Genomic DNA, 24,841 nt, shown 5'->3' with positions numbered 1-24,841 from the left:
AATAGATAGTTGTGCTTTTTAAAATAATCAAACTTAAAGGTGTTAGCTATCTGCCGCATTAACAAAATAAGCCGCTTCGTTCCCATATAGGCGTGCCAGCGCATACATTAGGATTAGCTTTGATATTGTTTTTTTCTCTTGATGTTTTTTAGCTATCGCAAGAGCGTTGAGACGCAGTTTTATTATCGTCGCCTTTGCAGGCTCTGCAAAATTTATCATAAAGCAAAAATTTTATAATACAGAATTATTTTGTGAAAATGGGGTTGTTCAAATGCAAAAATTAATGATTTTAACGAAACCAAAAATAGCTGGTTGGACTGGACCAACAGTCAATAAACTACTTATTTTTGTCTGATGGTTTGTGGATCTTTAGAGTCCGCAATGCTAACGAAACAGAAGTTTAGCTTGATTTAGCTCTCTAAAAACCCAAGCAACTCTTTCACAATACAGACACATTTAGACAATACATAAAGTAGCTGTTTCCAACCCTAGAATACAAATAACCCATTTTTTTAAATAAAAAATCGCAATTTTTTTATCATTTGATTCATTGTCCATTACTCAATTAACGTGCTTGTGTTACAGTTATAAAACAACGATTGGAAGGGCACAAAAATGATAATAACAAGCCAATTCGATAGCGGAAACATCAAGGTAATCAAAGCAACCTCTCCCGATGATATCTTGCTCGAAATAAATAACGATAATCAATCTGAATTCTATCAGTGGTTTCACTTTAAGTTGGTCAGTGAGCGTTTTGTGAATCACAAAATTTGTATCACCGATCTCGCCAAGTCGGCATACCCCGACGGATGGAAAAACTACCAAGCGGTTTGTTCATATGATCGCCAAGAGTGGTTTAGAGTAGATACTGACTTTGATGGCAATGATTTAACCATCGATTTCACACCCGAATATGACACTGTCTATTTTGCTTATTTCACCCCTTACAGCTACGAACGTCATCAAGACTTTATCAGTGAAGCGCAAATGGCATTTGAATGCCAGCAAAAGCATCTTGGCTTTACGCTAGATGGCCGAGACTTAAGCCTGTTAGTGATTGGTGAGGAAAAACCTGAACATAAAAAAGTCTGGATTACTGCACGTCAACACCCGGGTGAGACAATGGCAGAGTGGCTGGTCGAAGGATTAGTACGCAGATTACTAGATGAAGACGATGGTGTTGCTCGTGCTTTGTTACAAGACACCACGTTTTACATTATCCCTAATATGAATCCTGATGGTTCGGTAAGAGGGCATTTAAGAACGAATGCGGTTGGGACCAACCTGAATAGAGAATGGCAAACACCGTCTCTTGAAAAAAGTCCTGAAGTATTTTACACCTTAGCAGAAATGCAAAAAACCGGTGTTGATATGTACTTAGACGTGCATGGTGACGAAGCGCTGCCTTATAATTTCGTGGCCGGCAGTGAGGGAAATCCCAATTACAATTCACGTATTCAAGCCCTAGAAGAAACCTTTAAATCATCATTAATGGCAGTTACGCCAGAGTTTCAAGATACTTATGGGTACGATAAAGATGAACCTGGCAAAGCTAATTTGACCGTGGCTTCAAATGCAGTAGGTCACCGATTTGATTGCCTTGCTTATACCCTAGAAATGCCATTTAAAGACAATGCGAATTTACCTGATCCTGCCTTTGGTTGGTCTGCTCCGCGTTGTCAGCAGTTGGGTGAAGATGTGTTAATTGCGATCAGAGCCGTTCGCGCTAAACTCTAGTGTGAAAGTGTTTTAAATTAAGACGCTTTAAAGTTAAAACGCTTTACCCCTAAACCATTTAATAACAAGAAAGAAACTAGCAACACATAATAATAAGAGGATAACATTTTGGAAGGATTACTGGACTTTTTTAACTTGCTTGACGGCTATTTAGGGAGTGCCTTTTGGTTTCCTTATGTGTTGTTAGGTGTCGGTGCATTTTTTACTATTTACCTTAAATTTCCTCAGGTTCGCTTTTTTAAGCATGCTTGGTTAGTGGTAACGGGTAAGTTAGACAAAGGCGATGAACCTGGCGATACATCTCACTTCGGTGCATTAACAACAGCGCTTTCTGGAACGGTAGGTACGGGTAATATCAGTGGTGTTGCATTTGCAATATTTTTGGGTGGACCTGCGGCACTGTTTTGGATGTGGGCAACTGCATTCTTAGGCATGACGACTAAATTCGTCGAAGTGACCTTGTCGCATAAATACAGAGTTAAAACCGATGACGGCACTATGGCCGGTGGTCCAATGTACTATATGGACCGACGCCTCAACATGAAATGGTTGGCTGTTGCATTTGCTATTGCAACCGTCATTTCTTCGTTTGGTACAGGTAACTTACCGCAAAGTAATGGTATTGCTACGAGTATTGAAGCGACTTTCGGCTTTTCTCCTTATATTGTAGGCGGTGTATTAACGGTGCTACTTGGACTTGTTATATTAGGGGGTATCCACAGAATCGCAGCAGTCACCAGTAAGATCGTGCCGTTTATGGCAGTTATCTACTTAATCGGTGCGTTTGCGGTTATCTTTGCCAACGTTGAAAACATTGGACCTGCTTTTGCGGCGGTGATCAGCGATGCATTTACCGGCTCTGCTGCTGCGGGTGGTTTCTTAGGAGCAACACTTGCGTATGCCTTTAACCGAGGTGTAAACCGCGGATTGTTCTCTAACGAAGCCGGTCAAGGTTCTGCGCCAATTGCACATGCCGCAGCTAAAACCAAAGAGCCTGTTTCTGAAGGTATGGTGTCTATTTTAGAACCGTTCATCGATACGATTATCATCTGTACAGTGACTGGACTTGTAATCTTGTCTTCGGGCGTGTGGAAAGAAAAGCACGAAAACATCTTTGACCGTTCTGATATGACCTTTATTGCAGGTGAGTATCAAGAAACTGACTCTGAAGACCTTAAAGTGCTTTTCGAACACTTTAATGAAGTGAATGAAAACGTCATCGAAAACTATACGGGTGAGATTCAGGTCGTCAACGGTGTTGCGATAAGTGGCGGTTACACCCTTATTAATGCGCGTTCGTTTGCTGAAAACGTGACGTTTAACATCGGTTCAGTAGGTGACTTAGAACCGTTCAATGGCCGATTAAAAGTAAAAGACGGTGCATTGGTTAGGCGTTCGATTATTGTACAAGGTGATTCGCTTGTGCACTCTGCTTCATTAACCACGATCGCATTTACCCGAGGATTCTTTGGTGATTTCGGGCAATACATTGTATCGGTTGGTTTATTGCTGTTTGCGTTTTCTACTGCAATCGCATGGTCATACTATGGTGATAGAGCCATGACCTATTTGTTAGGCCCGCGCTCTGTTATGCCGTATCGCGTGATTTATTGCGCTGGTTTTATGTGGGCTGCGGTATCAGATACAACGCTAGTATGGGCCTTATCTGCGGTTGCGATAGTGGTCATGACGCTACCTAACTTGTTTGGCATTATGATGCTACGCAAAGAAATGAAAGAGTCAGTTAATGAGTACTGGGACAAAGTGAAAAAATAATAAATTTTCACGCTAGTGAAAGGGATTGCTGCGAAAGTGGCGATCCCTTTGCTATTTTAAAAATAGTGATAAATGCTTTTTTATATTTGTGTCTAACGATCAAAATTTGGTCAAATGCATATACAAAAACGCAATTGTAAGAATAAAGACAAAAGATAAAAGATAAAAAGAATCGGAGAGATACATGGCGATCACAGCATGCCCATCGTGTAAAAAACCTATTTCAGATAAGGCCCCAAGTTGTTCTCACTGCGGTTTTAATATTGGAAGTGCGACTGCAGAAGACTTAGAACGAAAAGCGAGCTTATTGCGTTTTCAAAAAATGCAGGCACTTCAAAACCAGTCACTTTTAGCTATTTTAATATTTGTTGCAGGTTTTGGATTTATGTATTGGGGCGGCGTTCAGCCTGGTGACTTGCAGCATAATCTGGCGTTAGGCGCCGCTATCGTTGGTTTTGTTTGGTACGGTGTTAATAGGGTCAGAATTACACTAGCAAAAAGGAAATAAGATGGACGTTGAACAGCTTGTAAGTGCAATGACGCCTCAAATCTACGAGAATTTACGCAGTGCAGTGGAAACTGGGAAATGGCCAGATGGCACGCGCTTAACTGACGAGCAAAAAGAAAACTCGTTACAAGCGGTGCTGTTGTATCAAGCTAAGATTGAGCAATCAGAAGAACACATGACCATTGGAAAAGATGGTGAAGTTGTGCAAAAAAGTAAATCAGAACTGCGCCAAGCGTTAAAACAATCGCTTAATAACGAACAACCAATAGCCAGATTTAAACAAGATGATATTTGATCGATTTTTTACGCCAAAACACAAAAACAAAGACGCTACGATACGCTTACAGTCAATTGAAAACTTGGATGTGCCTAAAACAGCTGATAAACAAATTCTTCACGAGCTAGCGTTTAACGATAGCCATCCAGGCGTCACTGTTGCCGCCTTAGAAAAGCTAAATTCGTTTTCACTTTGGTTAAAAGCATCTGAGATTTCTGAGCATAAAAGTGTAAAAAACAGGGCGCATCAACGTGTTTTAGCCGAGTTAGACAATCCAGATTCGCAAATGCTGAATGAGCACGAATTCTTTACTTTTTGCAAAGAGCTCAAAAATCTTTCAATGTTGGAATCTTTGCTTCTCAATAATGTGCGTCTTCAAAGCCGAGATGAACTTGTTTTAGAGAGTCTTGCGCGAATTGATAAACCCAACACAACACGCTTGTATTTTAAACAAGCTGCAAATCTTGAACAACGTATCGCGATTGTGAACAAAACAGATACAGCTGCTGAGTTATCAAAACTGGCCAAGATTGATGTTCAAAAAGCGGTTAGCGATTTAATTGAAGAAAAGCTAGAGGCAATTCGAGAGTTAGAAGCAAAACCTGCCAAAATAAAACAAGCTGCTTCTTTGATTACATCTAAACTTCTGGCTGCCAAAGATATTGGTGATTATTCGATGTTGTTGGAAAAGCAAACATCGTTAGTCAAAGAGTTTGAAGATTTAAAACCTGATTTTAATATGCTTAAAGGAGATGAAGCGTATGAAATCGCGGGTAAGTTCTTAGCGGTTAACGAAAGCTTGGAAAAGCGTTTGCTCGACTTAAAGCAAGATTGGGAGAAACAACAATTACTTGCTCAAACAACAGATGAAATTGCTAAGGTCGAAGAGCAAGTCAACGAGGTCATTACACAAATCGATGCATTAAGTATTGAGCAAAGTGAAAATGACTTAATAGCACAGTCAAAGATACTTAAATTGTCATTACAAGACGCAAGTTCTCGTCTAGTTGAAATCGAACAATTGCCAACCACCAGTGCTCATCAGCAGTGGATAAAGAAGTTGTTAGCAAGTTTGGATAAACGCCAAAAAGAACTCGCCAATTTGCCGCTTATCAGTGAGCTTAACCAAAAAGCAAATTTGTTAATTGAACAATTCAACGAGCAACTAAAGCAAATTGAAAATATCGAGGACATTGAGGCCTTAAATAAGACCGAAGAAGCCGTAAAGCAAATCAAAAACGATTTTCATTCAGAACTTAAACGTGCGTCAGTGAGTCTATCAAGCTCGGTAAAAAGTGCTTGGGACCTTGCCAATAGCTCATTTTCAAGTCATTTGAAGCATCTTAGAGCAGAGCAAGAAAAAGCTAAAAAGCAAGCTGTTAATAAACTCAAAACGGTTCAGCGTTTAATTGATCAAGGTAAGTTTAAATCGGCTATTGCAAGTTTTGCCTATGCCAAAAATCAATTTGATGAACTCAATCAGGCAGCCAGAAATCAAGTAGACAAAATATATCAAGATGTCTCTGAAAAAGTCTCTGAACTACAGGATTTGCAAGCTTTCATTGCCGCACCAAGAAAACCAGCATTACTAGACGAAGCAAGTGCTTTGGCTAAGGCTGAAATGGAAGATGTAAAACAGCGAGTAGAGCAGGTAAAAAGCCTAAGAGCACAATGGACTTCACTGGGGCAATTAGGTACCGAAGAAGACAAAGCTTTAAATGAAGCCTTTGATGAGCAAATCGAAATAGCCTTTGCACCGTGTAGAGAGCATTTTGCAGAACAAGAAAAAGTGCGTGCAAATAATAAAATAAAGGCAGAGGGCTTACTGCAAAAAATCAATGATTTATCTTCTACTGAGGATACCACTGTGCTAGCGAAGTCGTTTATGGCGTTACAAAAGCAATGGCGTGAACTAGGTCAGGTTGAAAATGCGGATTATAAGCACCTTCAGCAGCAGTATAAGCAAGCTTTTTTGCCAATTTCAAAGCGACTTGATGCGTTTTATTCACAAAACGAAGCGGCAAAAATTAGCTTAGTGAAAAAAGCGGAAGCGTTATCCAATAGTGAAGATCTAAAAACAGCATCAGAGCAAGCCAAAGCACTGCAAAAAGAATGGAAGAACATTGGTTTTGCTGGCAGAAAGCAGGATGACAAACTTTGGAAACAATTTAGAGCGGCTAACGATGCCTTATTTGCTCGACTCAATGAGCAACACAATGCTTACAAGCAAGCCAACCAAGCTCAACTAGACGTGTGCAATGAGAAAATTGAGCGCCTAAGACAAGCCTTGAATCAAGCTAATGAAGTGAAAGGCTTAGATGATTTAGCAGAGCAAATCGCTTTGTTGGATCAAGATGTGAATCAACTTGCTGATAAACAGCGCTCAAAGGTGTTTGCTACGATAAACAAGTTAAGTGATCAAATAAAAGCGAAAAAGTCGTCTTTACTACATGCTTCAGACATTAATGAGCTAGAAACGCTTTTTGACACACTTGCAAATTGGACATCTTCAGAGCTTCCAGAGACCCATTCAAGCTTGAGCAATAAGTTTCAAAGTGCGTTTACAACGACATATCAAGGCGAGTATTCACGTAAAGAACTCACCGTCATTGCAGAAATTATCGCTGACAAAAGCAGTATCAAAGCAGATGATAAATTACGTAAAAGCCTGCAATTAAACTTAATGGCTGCAAGGCTCGAAGGGCAAACTTTGTTAACCCTTGATGAGTTATTGATTCACTGGATTAGCAAGGGACCACTCGAAGAGGCCGATTCAAGCTTATTGAAACGCCTCAAGAAATTGTACTTAACAAAGCGCACTGACGAAGAAACTCCGAAAGCCGAGATCGAATAATTGCATGAACGCACGTAAGCACATTTATATTGCCTACACGGGCGGTACTATTGGCATGAAACCATCGTCACAGGGTTTCGTGCCTGCGGCAGGGTATTTGACCGAAACACTGGCAAACATGCATGAATTTCAGCGAAAAGAAATGCCGCTTTTTACCATTCATGAATATGACGACCTGATTGATTCAAGTGATATGTCGCCAAGTGATTGGCAAATTATCGCAGATGATATTCAAGCGGTTTATCACCAATATGACGGGTTTATCATCTTACACGGCACGGATACCATGGCGTATACCGCTTCTGCTTTGTCATTTATGTTTGAAAACCTAGCCAAGCCCGTCATCGTGACAGGCTCTCAAATTCCATTGGCGGAACTGCGCTCAGATGGACAAACCAACTTACTAAATGCGCTGTATATCGCAGCCAACTATCCGATTAGTGAAGTCAGCTTGTTTTTTAATAACAAGCTATACAGAGGAAATAGAGCGCGTAAAGTCGATGCAGACGGCTTTGATGCATTTGATTCGCCTAATTTCCCGCACCTAATAGAAGCGGGCATTAATATCGAGATTAGTTTCTCAGAGTTGATTCAAGACTCCGCGGATAAGCCTGTTCAAGATTTGATAGTAAACAAAGTCTCCTCGCAACCCATAGGTTTGGTGAGTTTATATCCAGGTATTTCGTCCGAGGTAGTCAAAAACATCATTCAACAGCCTGTAAATGCGCTTATCTTGTTGAGTTACGGAGTTGGCAACGCTCCACAAAATAAAGCTTTACTTGCTCAGTTAAAACACGCACAAGAGCAAGGAATTATCGTGGTTAATTGCACCCAGTGTTTTCGCGGCAAGGTAAATATGAAAGGCTATGCCAATGGACACGCCCTTTTTGACACAGGGTTAATTTCTGGTGGAGACATGACGCCAGAAGCGACATTGGCAAAACTTCATGTATTGCTCAGTAAACCAAGCTTATCACTTGAAGCACGCAAGCGTTTAATGACATCAAATTTGAAGGGTGAACTTTCAATTTAGTGCAATAGCTACTATCTAAAAAGATTCAATATGCATGTTTGCAAGCACTAATAATGCTCGTCATCATGCATTATATTGTGACCTCTTAGCAGCACAGTCATAGCGTCGAACGCTTCAACCTCTTATTATTGCCGACATCACGATGCATATTACGAGCTCATAACACGATCTCCTTGGAACTCATCATATCTAACTAACTCAACCAACAAGCAAACAAACACCACTTATTACCCCCTCGTATTAACCCTTTAGCAAAAAACATAACTCAACTAAATCCACACCAAAGCTTGATCTAAATCAAAATGTATTGTACTTTCAGAAAATACTGAAACTTTAAAAGGTTTGGCGCTAATGAAAATGACACCAATGATTGAGAGCTTTGTGATGCACTTCGGTGAAATGGGCAGTAAATGGGGGTTTAACAGAACAGTAGGGCAAATTTATGCACTGCTTGTCATGACTAAAACACCTATATGCGCTAATGAACTAGCGGAAACACTCAGTATTTCACGCGGGAATGTGAGCATGGGGCTTAAAGAGTTGAATTCATGGCAACTCATCAGCACCAGTCACAAACCAGGTGATCGAAAAGAGTATTACCAAAGCAAAGGCAGTATTTGGGACATGGCTAATAAAGTGTTTGAAGAGCGCAGAAAACGTGAAATTGACCCTACGCTTTCATTGTTACGCGATATTTTATTAGATCAGCCCGCCAACGAGCAAGAACAGTATGCGCAAGAACAAATAGCAGAAATACACGATTTGTTAGAAGACATTACCCATTGGACTCAAAGCCTACAATCACTTAGCCCTGAAAAGCTAAATACCCTGATGAAACTGGGTTCTGGAGTAGGGCGAGTCCTAGATATGAAAGATCGTCTACTTTCGAAAAAGGAAGCTGATTAATTCAGTTGGTGTATTCAACACCTCTTTCTTTTTAACAATTTGCTGTATTTGTGCTGTTTATTTTTAAGCTTTAGGAGTGTCTTTATGTTTGATGTTCTCTTGCTATCGCGGATTCAATTTGCTGCGAATATCAGTTTTCATATTTTATTTCCCACTATCACCATTGCCCTTGGTTGGTTTCTTTTCTATTTCAAAGTCAGGTACGATATTTCCAAACACCCGGTATGGATGCGCGCATATCGCTTTTGGGTAAAGGTCTTTGCACTGACGTTTGCACTTGGTGTCGTTTCGGGTATCACGATGTCTTTCCAATTTGGCACTAACTGGCCCGGATTTATGGAAAAAGTCGGTAATATTGCAGGGCCGTTATTAGCCTACGAAGTGCTTACCGCGTTTTTCCTCGAAGCGACGATGCTCGGGATTATGCTATTTGGCTTTACACGTGTACCGGGATGGTTGCACACGACCGCGACTTTCTTGGTTGCCTTTGGTACAACGATGTCTGCCTTCTGGATTCTGGTGCTCAATTCATGGATGCAAACGCCTGTCGGTTTTGAACTTCGCGATGGTGTTGTTCATGCGACTGACTGGTTTGCCATTATATTCAATCCTTCATTTCCATATCGGTTTACTCATATGTTGATGGCATCAGCGCTAACTGTCTGCTTCTTAGTGGCAGGGATTTCTGCTTATCGTATTTATAGAGGCGATAACAAAAAAGCGCCAAGACTGACCTTAAAAACAGCACTATTTAGCGCAGCCTTACTCGCACCGCTTCAAGCATTTGTAGGTGATTTACATGGCCTAAATACGCTTGAACACCAACCACAAAAGGTCGCGGCAATGGAGGGGATTTGGGAAACTCAAAAAGGGGCTGATATGTTACTTTTTGCGATTCCTGATGAAGAAAACCGAGAAAATAAATTTGAAATTGGGATACCGAAGCTAGCGAGTTTAATTCTTACACACGATCTCAATGGCGAATTGCAAGGCTTAAATGATTTTGAGGGCGCTTATCCGCCAGTAGCCCCCGTGTTCTTTAGTTTTAGAATAATGGTGGGTATAGGCCTGTTGATGATCGCCGTGGCTTGGTGGTGTGCTATCAGTTTAAAGCGCAAGCAAACGCTTTCAAAACTGCAACTTGGCGTCTTAATATCAATGACCTTTGTTGGATGGATAGCGACGCTCGCAGGATGGTATGTCACCGAAATTGGCCGACAACCCTACCTTGTCTCAGGAATACTAAAAACGGCTGATGCAGTCACAACGATAGCATCAGAAAATGTAATGCTCACATTTGTAATGTATATGTCACTTTATATTGTGTTGTTGATTGCCTATGTCAGGACACTGTTTTTGTTAGCACGCAAAGCTGTAGAAATTGAAGAGTATGAGCACCCAAAAGCGAGCTTAGTGCCAAATACTGTCGGCATGCTGGATTCATCAGTATCAGGCAATGTATTAGGCAACAGACAAACCGAACAAGGAGCTTAGCCATGGATACTTTTTTTACTCAACATAACTTGGCACTGATATTTGCTGTTTTGACAGCTATTTCGGTCCTTATGTACGCCATCTTAGACGGCTACGATCTTGGGGTGGGTATTCTATTACCCATGAACAACAGTGAAGCAAGAGATATTTCAATAGCTTCGATTGGACCTTTTTGGGATGCAAATGAAACTTGGCTTGTGTTAGCCGTTGGACTATTGCTTGTTGCTTTTCCATCTGCGCATAGCGCAATTTTAAAAGCCTTTTATTTACCTGCCACGTTTATGCTGATGGGTTTAATTTTGCGCGGTGTGGCGTTTGATTTTCGCGCTAAGGTAAAGCAAAGTAAAAAACGTATGTGGGACTACGCATTTAAATCAGGCTCAATTATCACGGCCTTTATGCAAGGGTTTATGCTCGGCTTATACGTAATGGGGCTAGAATACACGGCGACAAGCCTCATATTTGCCACGTTCAGCGGACTATGTGTGTGTGCAGCCTACGCATTGATAGGAAGTGCATGGCTAGTCATGAAAACACAGGGCGAAATTCAAAAAGATGCAGTGCGAAACACAAAGACAGCGGGAGCACTCACATTTGCAGGCATACTGGCGGTTTGTATGGTTAACCCATTAGTGAATACCAATGTACTGCAAGTTTGGACACAAGCACCTTGGGCTTACTTTTATGCAGCTATTCCGTTGTTGTGTTTCGCAATGTTCGCCTTAGGTTATCTGGTGCTAAAGCGCTTGCCGATGAAAAATGACTACGGTTCTTGGCTTCCTTTTACCATGACTTGTATTGTATTTGTATGCTGCTTTTTTGGCTTGGCGTTCAGTTTTTACCCCTATCTCGTACCTGGGCAACTTACGCTTTATCAGGCCGCCAGCTCAAAAGAGTCACTGATGATTATCTTTGTAGGCAGTGTTTTTGTGTTGCCTATTATTGGTGCTTATACATTCGTGGCTTATTATATTTTTAGAGGTAAGGCTAAGAAGTTGAGTTATTATTGAGCTACCCCTAATTGTGTGCGCTTTTCTTGTCCAACTGGCAACACCGCATTTTCGTTGAATTAAGCTTTATAGGTCGGAAAAAAACGGCCCAACCCACCTTGGGAAGTTGAGAAACGATTATAATACCGTATCAGGAACAGACCTCTGCAGTTGTATTCGTTAACTCCACTTGTAACAAACAAGTAAGCTGTTGGGCCAACAAAAAGCCATTAGAACTATTTGTCATTATGACTAATCCATTATTTGTGTTTGGATAAAGTAAAAACCTTGAGTGCCAACCCCGATTATCACCACCATGTCCATAAAAGACAGGTTCAGTATCGGTAACAAAATAACCAAAACCATAGTTCCTGTGTGAGAGATGATCGCTTCCTATCGATGCATTTGAGTCAATGGATACCATTTGAGTTATAGTCTCTTCTTTCAAAACGGTTTTATTTGATGGATTATCCAATCTATTGAGCGTCGCTGCTGCAAAGCGAGTTAAATCGTTCAGGGTTGTTTGTAAACCTGCAGAACCTGTCGCGGTAAACACTAATCTAGCCGTTTCAATCCCTGCTTGGTCATAAGACGTCGCTAATGTTGAAAGTAAAGGACCATCTGGTTCAAAGCTACTGTTAAGCATCCCCAATGGCTGTAATATTTCGTTTTCCATGTAGTCTGAAAACTCAATACCTGAGACCTCTTCAATTAATAGTTGTAATACGGTATAACCACCGCCTGAATATCGCCATTGAGCTCCTGGGGGGCTTTCTAGCCTTACTTTATCACCATGATAGTTACTAGAGTTTTTTAGTGACTCTTCAATAGACGGCAGTTCTTCGTGAACCTCAAACTGCGGGACAGCATGTTGTGAAAGGCCCGAGGTATGACTGAGTAGCCTGCGAACTGTCACACCTGAAGAGTTGTAATTAGATTTGGGGATTTTCCAGCGGCTGATATATTTCTCGACAGGTGAATCCAGCGCTACTTTGCCTTGTTCCACTAGTTTCATTACGCCCCATGCCGTAAGGGATTTAGAAACAGAGCCTACGTTAAAACCGCTATCTTCATCAAGTAACTGCTTGGACGCTAAGTTGGCAAACCCAAAATAATAAAACTCTGTTTTTCTACCTTTTTGCAAAATGGCTAAGGAAACCCCAGGAACATTATGTTTCTCCATTAATTTGGGGACATGGAATCGAACCAATGAATCAATATTTGCATTCGTACTTGCTGCCGATTGACAGAAAACCAAACCGGTTATCAATAATAGTAACCTGCTCATAACATTCCCTTTTATTATCTAAATTTGATACGCTTATTATGTAAATGGAATTAGATGATTAATGGTCATTACGCGCCATGGTGAAATATTGATTTTTGTCTGATGATTACCTGATGTTTATATTAATCAATAACTTAAGTAAGTAGATGTGAAAAATAAATTTAAGCTAAATAACATCGAAGTTGATGTGAAGCGGAATTCATTAAAGGTTAATGGTGCTTGGGTTACTATTGAGCCAAGAACTATGGATGTTTTAACTTACTTAGCTCGTTATCCCAAACAGGTTATTTCACAAGAAAGTCTTTTTAAGGCACTTTGGCCGAATACAACTTTTAGTGCTGGCGCTGTTCAACGTTGTATAGCACAACTCAGAAAAGCATTGAACGACGATGCAAAAAAGCCTTTTTTTATCATCACCCATACAAAACGAGGCTACAGTCTAGACGTAACACCTAAAAGTCTTACGGTAACCTGGATCTCTTCAAAGTATGTTGGCTGGCTGTGTTTACTACTAGTGGGTATTTCTCTTTTTATTCTGCGTGTTTTTGACCATAAATCAGAATTTCAGTCTAAACATTTGTCTCCTTTGACTACATCTAGTTCTTTTGATCATAGCCCTGTCTATTCTGCGAACGGGAACGAGTTAGCATTTATTCGTAAAAACGAATCAGCTAATCAGGTGATTGTTAAAGATCTCAGCGAAGGAATCGAGCATGTGCTTTTATCGAGTTATGATGACTATCAGTCTCTTGTTTGGGGAGCCGACAATGAAAATCTTTACTTCGTTGTGCGTGAAAATAACACTGAATGGGTTGGAAAGCTCAACCTCAATGGTACTTTACAAAAAGTACTAAGCGTAAATAAGCCTCATCGGATCTGGAAAGTAATAGATGATAAGCATTTCCTTTATTATCTATCAGTTGAAGAGTCGGTAAATGAGTCCGCAAATACAAAGTTAATGCGTCTAGACAAAAATACCAGTGAAGAAGTCGTGTTAATTGCGAGTTCTTATGAATTTACGCCCTATAGAATCAGTCTGTCCCATAATAGAGACAAAATTGCTGTCGCGGGTGAAACGCAGTTTGGGAAATTAGATATTCGTGTGTTTGCAGTTGAGGAAAGACTATTGTCCAAGTCATTGCATAAAATGCCTTTAGGCTTTACTGAAATTACATGGTCTGCAAAAGATCAAAGCATAATTTTAGCGCATGAAAACCGACTCTACAGTTTGAGTTTAGATGGTGAAATAGACGAACTTCCTCACATCGGATTTCAGAGAATATTTAATCCACGCGGGCATCCAACTGAAAATAAGATCGCGATGTCATACACTCACTATAAGACTGATCTAGTCGAAGCTAAACTTGGACAGCAAACCATTAACCGACTTATTGATTCAATTGGCCAAGATCATCTTGCAACATATTCACCTTGCGGAAAAAGTGTCGCTTTTGTTTCAACACGAAACGGACATTCTCAGATTTTTGTTTTACAAAATGGACAACAAATCTTGATTGAAGAAAACCCATCACATGAAAATATTTACCGCACCCCCGTCTGGTCTAACTATGAAGATAAATTGTTCTATTCTTTAGGGAGTGCACTTTACGAGTACTCTATACCTGATAATCAAGTTATCAAGCACGAGTTACCGAATTATTTTGGCTATGTTCTAGATGTTTATAGTGATGACGATAACTTACTTGTCGCAACAAAACGAGAGAACGGCGTGCGTTTTGAGCGCTATGATTTGATCACAAAAACATTTACATCGCTAGCTAATTCGGGCGTAAATTTTCAAGCAACCCTCGATCAAGAGGATAATTTGGTGTTTTTGAAAGACAATAAATTACATTGGGGGGCAGATGAGTATGATATGTCCGCTTACTCTGGCTTGGATGGTCGGTTTTATTCTCTGAATAACAAATTGTTATTTCAATCTAAAGACACCATAGTTAGTTTTGATAAAACCTCTTTTGAAACTGTTCAAACTTTCTTGCCTAGTGAAGCGGTATCATTAATAGACGTTTTTTCTAATGAACAGCTTATGTTTGTGACTGTCGCCGAAAACCGAGCAATTATTGCAGAATATGAAATTGCGACTCAATAAGAAAAGGCCTTCAAAAAATTTGAAGGCCTTTGCATGTAAGAACGCATCAAATCAAACTACTTAACCTCAACACCCGCCGCTTGTTTATCCGCATGATAACTACTTCTTACCATCGGACCGCAAGCTGCGTGCGTAAAACCAATCTCTTTAGCATATTCACCTAATTGATCAAACTCAGCAGGTAGAACATATCGTTTTACAGGGTAGTGGTGTTTGCTTGGTTGCAGATATTGACCTAGCGTGAGCATTTCAATGTTGTGCTTGCGCATATCGTCTAATACTTGCTGCATTTCTTCAGCGCTTTCGCCCATGCCCATCATTAAACCAGACTTAGTCGGGATTTCTGGGTGTTGTTCTTTAAACTTGCGCAATAGATCCAGTGACCACTGATAATTCGCACCTGGACGGCACTCACGATACAAGCGTGGGATAGTTTCTAGGTTGTGGTTGAAGACATCAGGTAAGCCTTGGTTGAATATTTCTAGGGCTTTGTCCATTCTGCCTCTGAAATCGGGCACTAGCACTTCTATCTTTGTGCTTGGGCTGTGTTTGCGTATGGCATTGATACAATCCACAAAGTGTTGCGCGCCACCATCTCGAAGGTCGTCACGGTCTACTGAGGTAATTACCACGTAACTTAAACCCATCTCTGCGATAGTACTTGCAAGTTTTTCTGGCTCTTCGGCACTTGGTGGAAGTGGCTTTCCGTGTGCAACATCACAAAATGGGCAACGACGTGTACAGATATCACCTAAAATCATAAAGGTGGCTGTGCCGTGGTTAAAACACTCAGCTAGGTTGGGGCAACTTGCTTCTTCACACACTGAGTGAAGTTTATTTTTACGCAATGTCTTTTTGATGTGCTCAATGCGATCAGTGGTTCTAGGCAACTTGATTTTTATCCATTCTGGTTTGCGCAGCATCTCTTCTTTTTCAGTCGGAATTATGGTGACTGGAATATGCTTTACCTTTTCGTCATCACGAAGTTTTACACCTGCTTGTGGACGTGAATTACTCATCAAAACCTTCTTTCTTAATTAGTTGTTTTATACCCAGCGCGTTTGCAAAGTGTTGAGCAACGCGTTGACCTGCTTGTTTTATATCTGCAATGCCGCCAAGCCCTTGACTATCGACCATTTGCATACCTGCGTAGCCGCAAGGGTTGATTCTTTGAAAAGGTGATAAGTCCATATTTACGTTAAACGCTAATCCATGAAACGAACACCCTTTTCGTATGCGTAAACCAACCGAGCATACTTTTTTTTCATCAACATAAACGCCTGGTGCATCTTTTTTGGGATAGGCGAGGATGTTGTCATCTGCCAAGGTCGCTACAATACACTGTTCTAGTGCATCAACCAAATATCTGACACCGAGTTTACTTCTGCGCACGTCGATTAATATGTACATCATCAATTGACCGGGGCCGTGATAGGTGACTTGCCCACCGCGATCGACTTGTACAACGGGTATGTCGCCTGCAGCCAAAATATGCTCAGCTTTACCTGCTTGTCCTTGCGTAAATATCGGAGGATGCTCTAGCAACCAGATTTCATCAATAACACTTTCGTTTCGGTTATCGGTGAAGTCTTGCATCAACTGCCATGTCGGCGTGTATTCTTGCACACCCAAGTCTCTGACAATGACTTTATTTATTTTGAATGTATTATCTCCAACCATGCCATTGTGAGTGCTTGCATCACTCACTAAAGGACAACCTTAACCAATTCTAGCGCAGACAACTCGGTATAAATCGTCTCCATGTGCTCTTTGCTAGTGCATTTTACTTTTAGAGAAAGCGCATGATAATTGCCTTTACTACTTGGCTTAATCGTCGGTGAATAATCTCCCGGTGCGATTTCTTGCAAACGCGAGACAACCACATCAGGTAATTCTGGAACGGCAAGTCCCATCACTTTAAATGTTTGAAAACAAGGAAACTCTAGTAACTCGTCAAAATGTGTTTTCATTGCAAACTTACTCTTCTAGCCCAAGTTTTAGTGAAATATAGTCAGACAACTTATCCATTAAACCGCCTTCCTGAACCTCATGAAGCGTGACTAGTGGATACTCAGCAATGTTTTCGTCGTCTAATTGTAAATACAAACTGCCAACCACTTGACCTTTTTCGATAGGCGCTTCAAGCTTTTCGGTGAGTTTGAAGTGAGCTTTTAGTTTTTCTGTGGCGCCACGAGGCACAGTAATCGGTGTATCTTGGTTTAAACCAAGTTCAACTGTGTCTCGATCTCCCATAAAAATGCGTTGCGCAACGAAAGAATCGCCAGCAGAGTAGGGAGTGACGGATTCATAAAAACGAAAGCCGTAGCGAAGCAGTTTTTTGTTTTCTACTTTTCTTGAGCGCTCACTTTCAGTGCCCATGACAACGGAGACTAAACGCATATCACCTTGTGTTGCTGAGGTGATCAAACTGTAACCCGCGTCTGATGTGTGTCCCGTTTTGATGCCATCAACATTCATGCTTTTATCCCATAAAAGGCTATTGCGATTGAATTGTTTGATGCCGTTGTAAGTAAATTCTTTTACGCTGTAAAGGGCGTACATATCCGGTACTTCGCGGATTAATGCCGAAGATAGCGTAGCCATATCACGAGGTGAGGTGTAGTGGTCAGGATCGTGTAAACCATGGCTATTCACAAAGTTAGTATTGTCCATGCCTAGGCTTTGTGCGTGCGCGTTCATCATGCTCGCAAATGCTTCTTCGCTACCCGCTATATGCTCAGCAATCGCAACGCATGCATCGTTACCCGACTGAACCATGATGCCATGCATCAAATCACTGACGGATACTTTTGTACCGACTTCGATAAACATCTTTGATGAGTCAGGAAAGTTTTTAGCCCATGCGTTTTCAGAAATAGTGACCATATCATCCATGCTGATATTGCCCGCTTGGATTTCTTTACCCACTACATACACGGTCATGATTTTAGTAAGGCTTGCTGGATGAAGGCGCATGTCAATATTTTGCTCAGCAATTACATGCCCAGTATTGTGGTCCATCAATAAAAAGCCGCCTGCTGCCACGCTAGGTGGTGGGGGAATGACAATCGCCGCGTGTGAAGCAGGAACGAATACTGCGAGTGGAGCAATTAAGCAAACTAACAAGGTAAATACTAAGCGCATGTTTACAACCATTTTTTAATTTTAGAATTTTTTTCTGCGGGCAGTATTTTATACTACCTAGCCCCTTTAAGACTAGGAAACTCGGAAGTATTTTAAACTATTCTGCCTGCACTAAGACTTGAAAAGCGTTATCAAAACCGTTTTCTTTCAGTTCTTCGATTAACTTTTCTGCTTTTTGTTCAGTTTTAATGGGGCCTAATCGCACTCTATACAAGTCCTTAATTAAAGGCGCATCGGTATTGACTTGATACATTTGGGCGAGTGTTTCACTGAGCTCCTTTGCTCTTTCTGGTTGAGAAACAGCTGCTATTTGAATAAATCGTTGCTCCTCGCTTATCAACGGAGGTCTATTTTGTTCTATGGTAACTTCAAGCGTGCTGGTTTCAGATGAGTTTTGCGCACTTGCATGGGTAATTGTGCTATTAACGTTGTCTTTAGGAAGTGCTGCGATACGAGTTGGAATATCAGGTGCAAGAGTGGGGCCCGTCCCGACTGTTTTATAACCCGCTTCATCAATATGTATCACTTCTAGCTTTATTGGTGCTACGCCAGTAGAAATAACATCTAGCTTCTTCGCAGCTGCATATGACAGGTCTATCACTCTGCCAGGATGAAACGGCCCACGGTCGTTTACTCGCACAACAGCTGTTTTGTTATTGTTTAAATTAGTGACTCGGACATAAGAGGGCAGTGGAAGCGTTTTGTGTGCGGCCGTCATACTAAACATATCGTATGTTTCGCCATTTGAAGTAGTGTGTCCATGAAACTTCTGTCCATACCAACTGGCGTCACCCTCTTGCACAAATCCTTTGCCATCAAGCATGGGGGTGTAGTTGCGACCAAAAACAGTGTAAGGGCGGCTGTTAATTGTCCGATAAGGCTCATAGCGGGGAACGGCGTCAGTTAAATCGATGTCACCGTAGTCAAATTTTGGCTTTGAATCGACTTTTTGATGATAGCGTCCAGCCGATTGGCAAGCTGTTAACGTGCTAAGTGCAATCAATAAAAATACAAAGTATCTCATCTGCTTCCCTGTCTATGCTTTGTTCTACTTATTATTTACTGTCTTATGTTTGCCGCGACAGTAAGCGTTTTTGTGTGCTTATAGACATCAACACACCAAAGCCTGCTAGTAAGGTCACCATCGAGGTGCCCCCGTAGCTCACCAGTGGCAATGGCACACCCACAACAGGCAACAAGCCAGATACCATGCCCATGTTTACGAACACATAAACAAAAAAGGTCATCGTAATACTGCCTGCTAATAACTTACTAAATGCATCTTGTGCACGACTTGCGATTAGCATGCCTCTAGCAATGATACACATATAAATAAACAATAAGCCAATTACGCCAAATAAACCAAATTCCTCACTGAAAACGGCGAAAATAAAATCGGTGTGGCGCTCAGGTAAAAACTCTAATTGAGATTGTGTGCCTTGAAGCCAACCTTTGCCGCTCACACCACCAGAGCCTATCGCAATTTTGGATTGAATAATGTGATAGCCCGAGCCGAGCGGATCTGATTCGGGGTTTAAGAAAGTGATTACGCGTTGTTTTTGGTAGGCCTGCATTAAGAAAAACCACATGATGGGAGCAAATGCACCTGCCAAAACGACAATAAATGAAATTAAACGCCAAGACATACCAGATAAAAATAAAGCGAAAATACCGCTACTTGCAACAAGTAGAGAAGTACCTAAGTCGGGCTGTTTAGCAATAAACAATGTCGGTATCAAAACCAAGATAAAACCAAAAATAATATGCTTAACTCTTGGCGGTAAGCTAAATTTGCTGATGTACCAAGCCACCATCATTGGTACAGCTAATTTCATTATTTCAGAAGGTTGAAATCTGATAATGCCCAAGTCTAGCCAGCGTTGTGCGCCTTTACCTATATCACCAAAGAGTAGCACGGCTACCAGCATGGCTAGGCCCACAGAATAAAAATAAATAGCACTTCGTCGATAGGCCATCGGCGGCACTTGAGCGATAATAAACATAACAACTAAGGCTACGCCTAGACGTGTTAATTGACGCTGCACTAAGTCCATTTCTTGGCCACCAGATGAATAGATGGTTACTAACCCAATCCCCATCAAGCATGCCAAGGCAAAAAGTAAAAAGCCGTCTATGTGGAGTTTTTCGAGAAATGTAGTTTTTGTAGTTGCGAATTGAGTCTCCACTTACTTCAATGCTCCAGCGCTTGTCTGCTCAACATAGTCAGTTACTGATTGAATAGATACTAGTTCATTTGGTTTTGGACGAGAAAAGTAGTAATCCATTACCTTGCGGGCAACAGGTGCAGCATTTGAACCTCCACCACCCGCATTTTCTACTGTCACTGCGATTGTTAATTCAGGGTTTTCGTAGGGAGCATAACCAATATACATTGCATTATCTTTTAAATGGTCGGCAACGTTTTCTTCGTCGTATTCTTCATCCTGTGCAACGGAAAAAAGCTGAGCAGTGCCGGTTTTACCAGCTGATATATATTCGGCACCTCTGTATGCTGTATGGGCAGTGCCGTGATTTCGGTTTACCGTTCCGTATAAAGAGTCGAGCACTAAATCCCAATTCGCTTCATCAACTACTGGAATAGGGTTTTTCATTTCTATCGGAAATGCGTCGACCATACCATCTTGCATGTATCCTTTTATCAGCCTTGGCACATGTCTTTGGCCTCGATTCACTAAGAAATTAAGTGATTGAGCTAATTGTAGGGGAGTTGTGTTCCAATAACTTTGGCCAATGCCCACTGAAATCGTATCGCCAATATACCAAGGTTCGTTAAATCTAGCGCGTTTCCATCCTCGAGTAGGCATATTTGCACGCGATTCTTCGTGCAAATCTATACCTGTATGTTCACCAAATCCAAAGAGGTTCATGCTATCACTAATCCGATCAATGCCTAACCTATAGGCGAGGTCGTAATAAAAAGTATCACACGAAACTTCAACCGAACGCGTAACATCAACTTTGCCATGCCCACCTTTTTTCCAATCGCGCCAAACGTGTTCAACATTCTTTAGGCGGTAGGTACCGTAATCTCTTATTTCGGTATCTCTGTCAATTACACCTTCCTCAAGACCAAGTAGCGCAAGATGTGGTTTGATCGTTGACGCTGGAGGATATTTACCTTGTGTTGCTCTGTTGAGCAGTGGGCTAGCACTCGACTGTAGAAGCTTGTTGTATTCTTTAGTGCTGATGCCGTGGACAAACAGGTTCGGATCATAGCTTGGACTGCTGTATAGGGCGAGAACGCCGCCGTCTCTAGGGTCAGTTATCACGACAGAACCTGTGCGCCCATTCAGCGCGAGTTGGGCTGAACGTTGTAATTCGATGTCGATATTGAGCACAATATCTTTTCCAGGAATGGGAGGCTCAAAGCTTAACACACGAATAATGCGCCCTTGATTATTGACCTCGACTTGCTGATATCCAACTTGCCCATGAAGCGTTTCTTCGTGATACCGCTCGACACCTTGTTTCCCAATATCGTGTGTTGCCGCGTAGTTTGGAGCTCGTCCTTCATTTGTGAGTTTTTCTAAATCACGTTTATTGATGCGAGCAACATAGCCTAGCATGTGAGTTAGCGTATCTCTGAATGGATAAAATCGGCTCAATCTTGCTTCGACCGATACACCTTCAAATCTGTGCTGTTGTGCGGAGAATAAAGCGACATCTTCTTGCGATAACTGTTTCCTCAATGCTAGTGGTTTAAAACGACGTTGTCGTTTCATATCGCGATAAAAAGCTTTCTTTTCGGCCTCAGTAATATTCAACAAGTTAACGAGTTTTGCGACGGTAGAGTCGAGGTCGTCGACTTCTTCGGGGGTAATCTCTAAACTGAAAACAGGCCTGTTTTCCGCCAATATCACCCCATTTCTATCATAAATTAACCCGCGATTAGGGGCGACAGGGAGGACCTTAATTCGATTGCCATTTGAACGTGTTTGATAATCTTCGTATTTTTCGACTTGCAGTACATACAAATTAGCGATGATGACCATCATCAAGCTAAAAACAATACCCAACGATACCAACGCCCGCCGCGCAAATAGGTTTGATTCGGCGGAGTGGTCGCGTATTACTTGTCGCTGTGCTGGCATGTCTACTCTCTATGATACGGATGGTTTTGTGTCACCGACCATGCTCGATAAAGACTCTCTGCTACAATTACACGCACCATTGGGTGGGGGAGCGTTAGCGCAGACAAGGACCAACGTTGCTCTGACTGCTGTAAACAGTTCGGTGCAATGCCTTCTGGGCCGCCGATGATCAAACTAACGTCTCGGCCATCCATTTTCCATTTATCTAATTGCTTCGCCAATGTTGGAGTATCCCAACTATTTCCCAATACCTCTAGTGTAACTATACGATTGCCTTTGGGCACTGCCTGCAGACACCTGTTACCTTCTTCTTCTAATATACGCCTAACATCAGCGTTCTTGCCGCGTTTCCCTGCAGTTACTTCAGTGAAGTACATCTGACAATCAGCAGGAAAACGTTTTACATATTCTTTCGTTCCTTCGACAACCCATTTGGGCATTTTGTTCCCAACAGCAACCACTTGGATGCGCATGAGTTTACTGCCAGAGTTTTTCTAGTTGATAAAAATCACGTGTTTCGTCTTGCATAACATGCACGACTATTTCACCTAAATCAACTAAAACCCATTCACCTGTCTCTTTTCCTTCGACGTTTAAAGGAGCGTGCCCGATGCGTTTAGTTTCAATCACTACATTTTCGGCTATCGAGGCCACATGTCGCTTTGAGTTGCCAGAGCATACAATCATGGTATCTGTCACGGTTGATTTTTCAGAAACATCTATTTTAACAATGTCTCTGGCTTTCATGTCGTCAATCTTATCACTCACGAAATCTAAAAATTCTTCTTGGTTCAATTTATTTCCTAATGTGTTTTTACGCATCTATTGCGTCGTCGTTTGATGAGTATATTTGATGTGCTAGAACATACTCAAAAACGGCTTGTGGCAATTTTTTTCTTGCTTGACCTAAAGGTGTTTCATCAATGCTCATGTTTGTGGCTAAATTATCTGCAAAATCGCGGCCATGTTTGAAAAATGAGCGGATTTCGGTAGATGAAATATCAAAAAGAGCCAGTTTACAAAACGTAACAGAGCATCGTTCATGCTGCCAAGCTTCTTGTGCTAAGGATACCTGATCTTTTACTTCGGTTGAAACCCAAAAGTATTTAAGCGCTAGTTTATTTGCGACTGCTACTAATGATTTATCACGCGTTACCTTGCCTTGCTCATTGTCTAGGGGACGTTGAATAACGATAAAGTGATAGTTGTGAACGAGTTCCTTATACTTATACCAAGACTCGATACCCAGCCAAGAATCGGCTCCCATTATAAAAATAAGTTTTTGGCCTTTATGCTGTTCATTTATTCGCGCGAGCGTATTGGCAGTGTAACTAATATCAGACGAGTTTAGTTCGAAATACTCAATATTAAATATACTGTTTTCGCGGCAAACTAAACTGAGCATATCAACACGTTGCTGCTGCGAAGCCGTTGCAATATTCTTGTGCGCCGGAATTTTGTTGGGCATTAAAAATATTCGTTCAATCTCAAAGATTTGAGCCAAATCCTGAAGTGGATTTATATGCCCATAATGAATAGGGTCAAAAGTACCGCCAAATATAAAACGCAATGCCTTCATACTAATTCGGGCAAGTTGTTCGTATCAAATAGCAGTGTAATGTGACTCAGCAGAACAAAAGGTTTAGCCACACTCTCGCTTTTCAGTTTTAAATCAGCGATCTGTAGGTCTTCAGTTAGTCGTTTCAAATGATATGGGCTTAATCTCGACAATGCGCTTTTATATAGACTTTGTTTATTTGCCCAAATTTTTAGTTGGTTAAAGTTGATTTGACCGCTTAACTGCTTCATCTCAATACAAGCTTGAAGCGTCTGCGCCTCTTTGGCTAGGGCCCAGAGCACGATGTTGGGCTCTATTCCTTCAGATTCCAAGCGCTGCAGAATTTTAATTGCTCGCTGCATATTTCCAGCAAGTACTTCATCGATAAACTGGAATACCGTAAAACGTGAATGGTCTATTATCGCATTTGCAAGGGTTTCATCATCAATCATTGAAAGCGTGTTAGAACCATCATTTACCAGAAGTGTTAGCTTTTCAATTTCTTGCTTCGCAGCGATCAAATTGCCTTCACTATAGTCTGAAAGCATATTGAGCCCATTTGGACTAAGCTGTATACCATTTGCTTGACACTGAGTTTTAAGCCATTGAGTCAATGCGTTATTTTCAAGAGTGTAGGTATGAACAAAAATTGCGTTGTTTAAAACTTGCTTGAACCATTTTGTGTTTTGTACATCTTTTCCAATTCGAGGGCCTTGAATAACAATTAATGTATCTGAAGAGGGATCATTTGCTATATTTGTAAGCGTTTTGCCGCCCTCTGTTCCAGGTTTTCCGGTAGGTAGCGTCAACTCGATGTATTGCTTGTCTGAAAATAACGACATGGTTTGTGTCGCATCCACTAATTGTGACCAAGAAAACTCGCTATCAGCCGTGAGTGTTTGCCGTTCTTCAAAACCATTTTCGATTGCATACTTTCTAATCCTATCGAGCACTTGAAGCTTCTGTTGAGGCTCATCACCAAATAGCAAAACAAACGGAGGGAGCCCTTTATTTGCAACATGGGCGTCAAACTTATTTGGATAGACCTGCAT

General features: G+C 41.3%; 22 protein-coding genes. 10 read left to right on the top strand and 12 right to left on the bottom strand.

From position 1 onward, the window contains the following. Positions 1-615 precede the first annotated feature (615 nt). The 9 genes from KUL10_RS02955 (at position 616) to cydB (ending at position 11,598) form a co-directional block, all read left to right on the top strand. Positions 616-1,740 carry a M14-type cytosolic carboxypeptidase gene (locus KUL10_RS02955; protein ID WP_110427389.1) on the top strand — a complete coding sequence of 375 codons (1,125 nt, stop codon included), beginning with the start codon at positions 616-618 and terminating at the stop codon, positions 1,738-1,740. A 108-nt stretch (positions 1,741-1,848) separates the two neighbouring features. After that, positions 1,849-3,516 (top strand): sodium:alanine symporter family protein, encoded by a 1,668-nt coding sequence (locus tag KUL10_RS02950; protein ID WP_110427388.1) that lies wholly within the window; start codon positions 1,849-1,851, stop codon positions 3,514-3,516. Positions 3,517-3,700: 184 nt separating this feature from the next. After that, the gene (locus KUL10_RS02945; protein WP_110427387.1) at positions 3,701-4,024 is read left to right on the top strand and encodes a hypothetical protein; all 324 of its coding nucleotides are present in this window, start codon (positions 3,701-3,703) and stop codon (positions 4,022-4,024) included. A 1-nt stretch (position 4,025) separates the two neighbouring features. After that, entirely contained in the window at positions 4,026-4,319 is a 294-nt protein-coding gene (locus tag KUL10_RS02940; RefSeq protein ID WP_110427386.1) for a YeaC family protein, read from the top strand. Next, entirely contained in the window at positions 4,309-7,155 is a 2,847-nt protein-coding gene (locus tag KUL10_RS02935) for a DUF349 domain-containing protein (protein WP_110427385.1), read from the top strand. Before KUL10_RS02940 ends, KUL10_RS02935 begins: the two co-directional genes overlap by 11 nt. A 4-nt stretch (positions 7,156-7,159) precedes the next feature. Beyond that, positions 7,160-8,188 (top strand): asparaginase, encoded by a 1,029-nt coding sequence (gene ansA, locus KUL10_RS02930; protein WP_110427384.1) that lies wholly within the window; start codon positions 7,160-7,162, stop codon positions 8,186-8,188. Between the two features lie 351 nt (positions 8,189-8,539). After that, positions 8,540-9,094: a GbsR/MarR family transcriptional regulator gene (locus tag KUL10_RS02925; protein ID WP_110427383.1), complete on the top strand. Its 555-nt coding sequence runs from the start codon at positions 8,540-8,542 to the stop codon at positions 9,092-9,094. An 84-nt stretch (positions 9,095-9,178) separates the two neighbouring features. After that, the gene (locus KUL10_RS02920) at positions 9,179-10,588 is read left to right on the top strand and encodes a cytochrome ubiquinol oxidase subunit I (RefSeq protein ID WP_110427382.1); all 1,410 of its coding nucleotides are present in this window, start codon (positions 9,179-9,181) and stop codon (positions 10,586-10,588) included. A gap of 2 nt (positions 10,589-10,590) precedes the next feature. Further along, the gene (gene cydB, locus KUL10_RS02915) at positions 10,591-11,598 is read left to right on the top strand and encodes a cytochrome d ubiquinol oxidase subunit II (protein WP_110427381.1); all 1,008 of its coding nucleotides are present in this window, start codon (positions 10,591-10,593) and stop codon (positions 11,596-11,598) included. Between the two features lie 130 nt (positions 11,599-11,728). Here the strand turns inward: cydB and KUL10_RS02910 are convergent, their stop codons facing one another. Next, the gene (locus KUL10_RS02910) at positions 11,729-12,865 is read right to left on the bottom strand and encodes a serine hydrolase (protein ID WP_110427380.1); all 1,137 of its coding nucleotides are present in this window, start codon (positions 12,863-12,865) and stop codon (positions 11,729-11,731) included. Between the two features lie 148 nt (positions 12,866-13,013). Here KUL10_RS02910 and KUL10_RS02905 point away from each other — a divergent pair, with 148 nt between their 5' ends. Continuing rightward, the gene (locus tag KUL10_RS02905) at positions 13,014-14,975 is read left to right on the top strand and encodes a winged helix-turn-helix domain-containing protein (RefSeq protein ID WP_110427379.1); all 1,962 of its coding nucleotides are present in this window, start codon (positions 13,014-13,016) and stop codon (positions 14,973-14,975) included. Between the two features lie 56 nt (positions 14,976-15,031). Here KUL10_RS02905 and lipA read toward each other — a convergent pair whose 3' ends face one another. The 11 genes from lipA to holA form a co-directional block, all read right to left on the bottom strand. Continuing rightward, on the bottom strand, positions 15,032-15,994 hold the full coding sequence (gene lipA / locus KUL10_RS02900) for a lipoyl synthase (RefSeq protein WP_110427378.1): 963 nt from the start codon (positions 15,992-15,994) through the stop codon (positions 15,032-15,034). Further along, the gene (gene lipB / locus KUL10_RS02895; RefSeq protein WP_110427603.1) at positions 15,987-16,655 is read right to left on the bottom strand and encodes a lipoyl(octanoyl) transferase LipB; all 669 of its coding nucleotides are present in this window, start codon (positions 16,653-16,655) and stop codon (positions 15,987-15,989) included. The genes lipA and lipB overlap by 8 nt, the downstream gene beginning before the upstream one ends. 26 nt (positions 16,656-16,681) lie before the next feature. Beyond that, positions 16,682-16,945, bottom strand: coding sequence for a DUF493 family protein YbeD (gene ybeD / locus KUL10_RS02890; protein WP_110427377.1), 264 nt, complete (start codon positions 16,943-16,945; stop codon positions 16,682-16,684). 7 nt (positions 16,946-16,952) lie between these two features. Next, positions 16,953-18,119, bottom strand: coding sequence for a D-alanyl-D-alanine carboxypeptidase family protein (locus KUL10_RS02885; RefSeq protein WP_110427376.1), 1,167 nt, complete (start codon positions 18,117-18,119; stop codon positions 16,953-16,955). Positions 18,120-18,216: 97 nt separating this feature from the next. Continuing rightward, positions 18,217-19,143 (bottom strand): septal ring lytic transglycosylase RlpA family protein, encoded by a 927-nt coding sequence (locus KUL10_RS18765; protein ID WP_110427375.1) that lies wholly within the window; start codon positions 19,141-19,143, stop codon positions 18,217-18,219. Between the two features lie 43 nt (positions 19,144-19,186). Further along, complete coding sequence (rodA, locus tag KUL10_RS02875; RefSeq protein WP_110427374.1) at positions 19,187-20,305, bottom strand: rod shape-determining protein RodA; 1,119 nt, start codon at positions 20,303-20,305, stop codon at positions 19,187-19,189. Beyond that, positions 20,306-22,231 (bottom strand): penicillin-binding protein 2, encoded by a 1,926-nt coding sequence (gene mrdA, locus KUL10_RS02870; RefSeq protein ID WP_110427373.1) that lies wholly within the window; start codon positions 22,229-22,231, stop codon positions 20,306-20,308. Positions 22,232-22,233: 2 nt separating this feature from the next. Further along, positions 22,234-22,704, bottom strand: a complete 471-nt coding sequence (gene rlmH / locus KUL10_RS02865; protein ID WP_110427372.1) for a 23S rRNA (pseudouridine(1915)-N(3))-methyltransferase RlmH — start codon at positions 22,702-22,704, stop codon at positions 22,234-22,236. 4 nt (positions 22,705-22,708) lie between these two features. Then, a complete protein-coding gene (gene rsfS, locus KUL10_RS02860; RefSeq protein WP_110427602.1) occupies positions 22,709-23,026 on the bottom strand; it encodes a ribosome silencing factor in 318 nt (105 codons plus the stop codon). 19 nt (positions 23,027-23,045) lie between these two features. Further along, positions 23,046-23,810 (bottom strand): nicotinate (nicotinamide) nucleotide adenylyltransferase, encoded by a 765-nt coding sequence (gene nadD, locus KUL10_RS02855; RefSeq protein ID WP_110427371.1) that lies wholly within the window; start codon positions 23,808-23,810, stop codon positions 23,046-23,048. Next, entirely contained in the window at positions 23,807-24,841 is a 1,035-nt protein-coding gene (gene holA / locus KUL10_RS02850) for a DNA polymerase III subunit delta (RefSeq protein WP_110427370.1), read from the bottom strand. The genes nadD and holA overlap by 4 nt, the downstream gene beginning before the upstream one ends.

The sequence above is a fragment of the Glaciecola sp. KUL10 genome (genome assembly GCF_003203515.1).
In the GTDB taxonomy this organism is placed as follows: domain Bacteria; phylum Pseudomonadota; class Gammaproteobacteria; order Enterobacterales; family Alteromonadaceae; genus Glaciecola.
The sequence above is the reverse complement of the archived record's forward strand: the minus strand, read 5'-3'. Positions and strand labels throughout refer to the sequence as shown.